Source organism: Bacillus sp. 05T31 (genome assembly GCF_056396725.1).
The window spans coordinates 1-1975 of the sequence record NZ_JBFTMA010000858.1 but is presented as its reverse complement, the minus strand read 5'-3'; the positions used below and the strand labels follow the sequence as shown (position 1 = coordinate 1975).

The 1975-nt window shown below is 34.5% G+C and carries 1 protein-coding gene and 2 pseudogenes; 1 reads left to right on the top strand and 2 read right to left on the bottom strand.

What is annotated here, in order from left to right; genetic code table 11:
* Together AC1DJR_RS29265 and AC1DJR_RS29260 are read right to left on the bottom strand one after the other, a co-directional pair.
* Nucleotides 1-393: pseudogene (locus AC1DJR_RS29265) on the bottom strand (FAD-binding protein); the annotation flags it as partial.
* Nucleotides 393-1388 (bottom strand): annotated as a pseudogene (locus AC1DJR_RS29260) (CdaR family transcriptional regulator); the annotation flags it as partial. The pseudogenes AC1DJR_RS29265 and AC1DJR_RS29260, both read right to left, overlap by 1 nt.
* 136 nt (nt 1389-1524) lie before the next feature.
* On the opposite strand from AC1DJR_RS29260, the gene AC1DJR_RS29255 reads away from it, so the two are divergent.
* A partial coding sequence (locus AC1DJR_RS29255; RefSeq protein ID WP_477004172.1) for a YncE family protein occupies nt 1525-1975 on the top strand: 451 nt, incomplete at its 3' end.

The following is a 1975-nucleotide window of genomic DNA, read 5'->3' as shown; positions in this document are numbered from 1 at the left end:
GACAAGTTCAAGCCCCATTACATAATCACGTGTTACGCCATATTTTAAACCACGTAATCCGCCGGAGTTTTCATTAATGTTACCGCCGATTGTAGAAATTTTCATAGAGCTTGGATCTGGTGGATAAAATAAACCTTTTTCTTCTACTGCTTTAATAATATCAAGTGTAATAACACCAGCTTGTACAGTAATTGTTAAATTCTCTTCGTCAATTTCTAAAATATTGTTCATATGGCGGAAAATAAGGACGATACCACCTTCAAGTGGACACGTTCCAGCGCAAAGATTTGTTCCAGACCCGCGAACGTATACTGGGATTTTRTGAGYGTTACAYACTTTTAACACKTCWGCTAYTTCATTTGTATTACGAGGAGCRATGACTGCATCAGGCATCTGTAATGCAATGTGTTAATGTGTATATGTAATTGCTCAGCTGTCTGCTTATAAGATTGGTTATAATCGATAAATAAACGTAAAGTGTGCATAAGCTCAGGAGATGATACTAAGTTTTCAATGGTACGCTCTAGAAACTGTTCTCGAGTTTCAGTAGAAATATCTTGTAAGCACATTTCTAAACGTAAATCTTCATTAAATACAATTTTTTTCGTTTCAAGTGATACTGAAAGGGCGCGTAATGCTTGTTCGTACGATAAGTTCATATTGCTTGGCGTAACTGTTTGTCCAATCCCGATATATAAAGTAATAGAAAATAAAGTTTCACAGTCTTGTTTTAACCGTTTTAAAAATTGAAAGGTTTGCTCTTTGGATTGGATTGTTGTAAACAAAATAAACCGATCATTTCCCCAGCGAACAAATAAATTTTCTTTTGCTAAAATGTTGCGCATATGTTGCCAAATTTTACGCTGGAGCATCGTATTATCTTGGGCGATTGATAATAAAATAAGTTGTTTCTTCTTATATAAATCAATGCCAAGCGTTTTTGCACGATCGAGAAAACTTGGAGACCAGTCTGTATTTTGAAGCCAATCAAAGACAAATGCTTCATAAGAACGGTGCTCAAGTTCTAGTTGTTCTAAAAAGTAGTTTTCATGAATTAATAATTCGGTCATCTTACGTAATATTTCTCCGTATTGTGAAATATTTTCAGGTTCTCCTGTAATTCCAATCACGCCGATTACTTCGTCATGGAATAGTAAAGGAAGGTTCATCCCAGCTTTTACACCTTGCAGTCGTCGTTCATCGTCTTTTGTAATAATGACAGTTTTCTTTTGTTTCGCACAGCGGAGTGCACCTTCATGAAATTGACCGATTCTTTCCGCATCTGTACTTGCGATAATAACGCCTTGTATATTAATAATAATAATGTTCTCAGTAATTAATCTGCGTACTTCACGTACAATTTTATTTGCTAAATCAGGAAAAAGCATAATTTRCACACCTCAAATTCTATTTGTTGTACATTATATATGTAAGTTTATTAATAAAGGAAGATTTCACATTTTCCACACATTTATTTGTTAYTTTACAATTATAACGAAATCATCCGAAGATGGAGGGAATCTTTTGAGAAAGTATGTTTTTCTTCTCTGTTTTTTATTTCTATTAGTAGGGTGTCAAGGAAGTTCGTATACACCGATTGCTAAAGATAAAAGTGTTATTATAACAACGAATATAAAGGAAGGTAGTATTAGTTTTATTGATAAAAAAACAAAGAAGCTATTAACAACATGGGAATTAAATGAGCCGATTGCGGGGGTTACGCTACTTCCAAATGGCGAGGAAATACTTGTTTATGGTAAGCAATTAGAATATATGTATGTATATTCACTAGCAGAAGGAAGACAAGTGGACAAATATAAGACTGGAAAAGGAATTGCTAATGTTATCGCATCAGATGAKGGAAMACAATTATTTGCTGCCGATCAAAATGAACAAAAGGTAAGGTTCTTTACAATAAAAGGAAAAGAGACAGGGAGTGTTTCAACAGGAAAAGGGCCGATAACGATGGTAGAGC